The organism is Nostoc sp. CHAB 5715 (assembly GCF_020829685.1).
In the GTDB taxonomy this organism is placed as follows: domain Bacteria; phylum Cyanobacteriota; class Cyanobacteriia; order Cyanobacteriales; family Nostocaceae; genus Nostoc.
The window spans coordinates 1-3,440 of record NZ_JAIVFR010000827.1; the positions used below are offsets into that span (position 1 = coordinate 1).

Genomic DNA, 3,440 nt, shown 5'->3' on the forward strand with positions numbered 1-3,440 from the left:
CGATTGTGAAAGTATCTACTTTGCAAATGGTGGGAGAACATAATCAGCAAAATCTCTTGATGGCAGTAGCAACAGCACGATTAGCAGGAATTAATCGTGATGCGATCGCACGTGCTATTGTTGAATTCCCCGGTGTTGCTCATCGTTTGGAGCATATCTGCACATGGGAAGGTATTGATTTCATTAACGATAGCAAAGCCACTAACTATGATGCTGCCGAAGTTGGTTTAGCATCTGTGAAAAGTCCAGCGATTTTAATTGCTGGTGGAGAAGCTAAAGCAGGTGATGATACTGGCTGGCTAGCAAAAATTCACTCCCAAGCTGCTGCTGTGTTATTGATTGGCTCTGCTGCACCCACATTTGCCCAACGTCTCCAAGAGGTGGGGTATTATTCTTACGAAATTGTGGAAACTATGGAAAGGGCAATTCCTAGAGCGGCAAAATTAGCTAAAGAGTATGAATCGCCTGTAGTGTTGCTATCTCCGGCTTGTGCGAGTTTCGACCAGTACCCGAATTTTGAGGTGCGGGGCGATCGTTTCCGTCAGTTGTGCCTTGATTGGGCAAAAGCAGAGAAGCTTCAATACAACTCGATTCTTTCATCTCCTCTGCCTTAACTCATTCAGTGTGTGACTTTCAGCTACATATTGAATTAATTATGTAAAATTATTAACATTTTTTGTATTTGGTAGCAAATAACTGTATTCTACACAGCGGATAATACTGTGCAGCTAGGAGAGATTTATGAAATTAAAAATCGTCGCAGCTTGGCAATATGCAAAGAAAAATTTTGTTTTCCCAAGAAATATTATATTTTTTGGGTTAGCACTTTTACTAATTTTAGGTTTTAGTACAATTGTAAACTTCACACCATTGGCTCAACCTGCCACAGCTCAAAATGGTCCATTCCCAACCACTATTCTACGTTCTACCATAACTGCTGAATTTGGTAGAGATAGAACAGGTGGCGATTATACAGCTTTTCCGATTCCGTCATTCGCTTCAGCTTGCCAAGAGTTTTGTATTAATGATATCAAATGTAATTCTTACACTTATGTTCGACCAGGAGTACAACGTCCAGAAGCTGTTTGTTATTTAAAATCTGGAGTACCAATATTAAGAGCAAATGATTGCTGTATATCCGGTAGGAAATTGTAAGCTAAAAGTGCGGTGTGAACTTCCGGCAATCTGTACTAGAAGGATTGTTTAGGGCTAATTTAGTGATTTTCTATAATTATGTTTTGATGTAGTTTGCAACTTCAACCTCATGAGCGATGCTTGTAGGTTTAGGAATAGGTAAACCATCTTCTAGCATTCCTTCTAGATGAAATTCAATCGCTTCTGCAATCATCTGCTTGACTTCTTCTAAGGTTGCACCTGTAGTTACACAACCTGGTAAATCAGGGACATAAGCAGAGTAATTACTATCCGCCTTTTCAATCACCACTACGTAATGCATTGCCGTTCTCCTTATAACTGTGCTTGCCTCCAAATACTACTGAGAGTACCAGGGGCTAAGTCGTCAGACAATTTACCTGGAACTGTAACTAAACCTGGTTTATCAGGATGCTTGAACTGTCGATGACTACCTTTAGTTCTATCAAGATACAAACTTCCATGCAATTGAGAACCGCTATAGGAGGATTGTTTACTACTAATTTAGTGATTTACTATAGACCTCTTGCAAAAGTCCTAGATGTGTGGGACAAGTAGGTTAGAGTTGGGTAGGATTGATGACGTTGGAAAAAAGAGAGAGAGTACCGTACCTACTTCCAAACAAGCAAATGCTGTCGCTCAACAATCAAATGCTGTTGCTCAACAAGCAAATGCGATCGCTCAACAAGCAAATGCGATCGCTCAACAAGCAAATGCGATCGCTCAACAAGCAAATGCTGTCGCTCAACAAGCAAATGCTGTCGCTCAACAAGCAAATGCGATCGCTCAACAAGCAAATGCGATCGCTCAACAAGCAAATGCGATCGCTCAACAAGCAAATGCGATCGCTCAACAAGCAAATGCGATCGCTCAACAAGCAAATGCGATCGCTCAACAAGCAAATGCGATCGCTCAACCTGACTTTTGACCAGGGCTATTTCGTTCTAAACATAAACCGCCCAGAACTAAAGTTCACAGGCTTTTAGCTTAAGTCCACTAAAGTGGACTAAAAGCCTTTCTTAGTCGTCTTTAGACGACTTTTGCTATTAGCCTCAGAATTTATTCTGAGGCGGGCTAGATGAGAATGAAATAGCCCTGGTGTACACACAAGTCGGAAAAACTTCATCCACCAAAGATTTGCGGTGCGTTACGCTGGCGTGACAAAGCTAAATTGTTGCAATCATAGCGATGCCTGCGACGGGCTACGCCAACGCATTTGTTATTTCGGCGAACTCATTTGTTATTTCGGCGTGTCCAGAACGCACCCTACTGGCGTGGCAAGATTAAAATAGTGCTACTACGAAACTACTAGAAGAGTTAAAACCTATGCTGGTCATACTTGTGTGTACACTGTAGCTCCTAAAAGGAGAGAGACTTTGAATTTTCCCCCTTCCAGTAACAAAAGTTTTTCCGTTTCCCTCTCCTCGTAGGAGAGGGTTAGGTCTTTGTGGGCTTTTCCACATGACCTGAATTGTCAGGAATAGCCCCAACTCCTTAAAGAAGTCGGGGATCTATCGTAGCCGTATTAGCTACTTTTCTACAGCTTGGCGCAAAGCTAATTGCTGTTGTTTGATATAAGGTACGTAATTACTACTAGAGTTTGATACCCCATTAGCTACAACCCCAATCAGATTTAACTTACTCAGCATGGCTGTCGCTTGAGTCAGCTGACTTCGCGTCACAATACCAATGCTTGCTACCATGACCACGCTACGACAAGATGATGCAGTAAGCATGGCATCTACCAAGCCGATAACTGGGGGAGCATCTATGAGTACCAAATCATAGTTTTCCTCAAATGCTGCCATTAATTCCATCATCCGAGGGGAACTCAACAGATTAGCAGGATCAGCAGGTTTGGGGCCAGCAGTCAAAATATCGATGTAGGCGGAACCTGAGTATTGAAGACTAATCTGGTTGGGTAGAGTTGCATCACTAGCCAATAGAGTTGAAAGCCCCTGTTCATTAGGAAGATTCAGTTGTTCGTGCAGACTGGGATCGCGTAAATTGGCATCAATCAGCAGTACCCTTTTATGTAAACGGGCAGCACTCATCGCCAAACCCAACGCCAAAGCTGACTTACCCTCATCAGGTAAAGCTGAGGTGATCATCAAAGATTTCAAGTTAGCAACAGTATTTAAAAGTTCAATGTTTTTGTAAATCAGATCCAGCGATTCCCAACGCGGTGGAGATTGCAATACCTGAATTGTCCAGGGGGCAAGAACTTCTGGCTTACCAAAAGGCAACTTGATCATTGATTCTCTGGGTTTGGCTGGCGGTAATTTGGG

Annotated in this window: 6 protein-coding genes; 3 read left to right on the top strand and 3 right to left on the bottom strand. The window is 42.4% G+C overall.

From position 1 onward, the window contains the following. Together LC574_RS32025 and LC574_RS32030 are read left to right on the top strand one after the other, a co-directional pair. The coding region (locus tag LC574_RS32025) for a glutamate ligase domain-containing protein (RefSeq protein WP_306422186.1) at positions 1 to 614 on the top strand (614 nt) is incomplete at its 5' end. Positions 615 to 741: 127 nt separating this feature from the next. Continuing rightward, positions 742 to 1,155 (top strand): PAN domain-containing protein, encoded by a 414-nt coding sequence (locus LC574_RS32030; protein WP_229457628.1) that lies wholly within the window; start codon positions 742 to 744, stop codon positions 1,153 to 1,155. A 76-nt stretch (positions 1,156 to 1,231) separates the two neighbouring features. Here LC574_RS32030 and LC574_RS32035 read toward each other — a convergent pair whose 3' ends face one another. Together LC574_RS32035 and LC574_RS32040 are read right to left on the bottom strand one after the other, a co-directional pair. Next, positions 1,232 to 1,456, bottom strand: coding sequence for a type II toxin-antitoxin system HicB family antitoxin (locus tag LC574_RS32035; protein WP_229457630.1), 225 nt, complete (start codon positions 1,454 to 1,456; stop codon positions 1,232 to 1,234). Positions 1,457 to 1,467: 11 nt separating this feature from the next. Then, complete coding sequence (locus tag LC574_RS32040) at positions 1,468 to 1,620, bottom strand: type II toxin-antitoxin system HicA family toxin (RefSeq protein WP_229457632.1); 153 nt, start codon at positions 1,618 to 1,620, stop codon at positions 1,468 to 1,470. Between the two features lie 97 nt (positions 1,621 to 1,717). Here LC574_RS32040 and LC574_RS32045 point away from each other — a divergent pair, with 97 nt between their 5' ends. Next, entirely contained in the window at positions 1,718 to 2,080 is a 363-nt protein-coding gene (locus tag LC574_RS32045) for a hypothetical protein (protein ID WP_229457633.1), read from the top strand. Between the two features lie 601 nt (positions 2,081 to 2,681). On the opposite strand, the gene LC574_RS32050 is transcribed toward LC574_RS32045, so the two are convergent. Continuing rightward, positions 2,682 to 3,440, bottom strand: a 759-nt coding sequence (locus LC574_RS32050) for a CpsD/CapB family tyrosine-protein kinase (RefSeq protein ID WP_229457634.1), incomplete at its 5' end; no start/stop codon positions are given.

Coding starts and splice junctions, on each gene's coding strand:
- LC574_RS32030 (WP_229457628.1), top strand. CDS start 742: ATGAAATTAAAAATCGTCGCAGCTTGGCAATATGCAAAGAAAAATTTT.
- LC574_RS32035 (WP_229457630.1), bottom strand. CDS start 1,456: ATGCATTACGTAGTGGTGATTGAAAAGGCGGATAGTAATTACTCTGCT.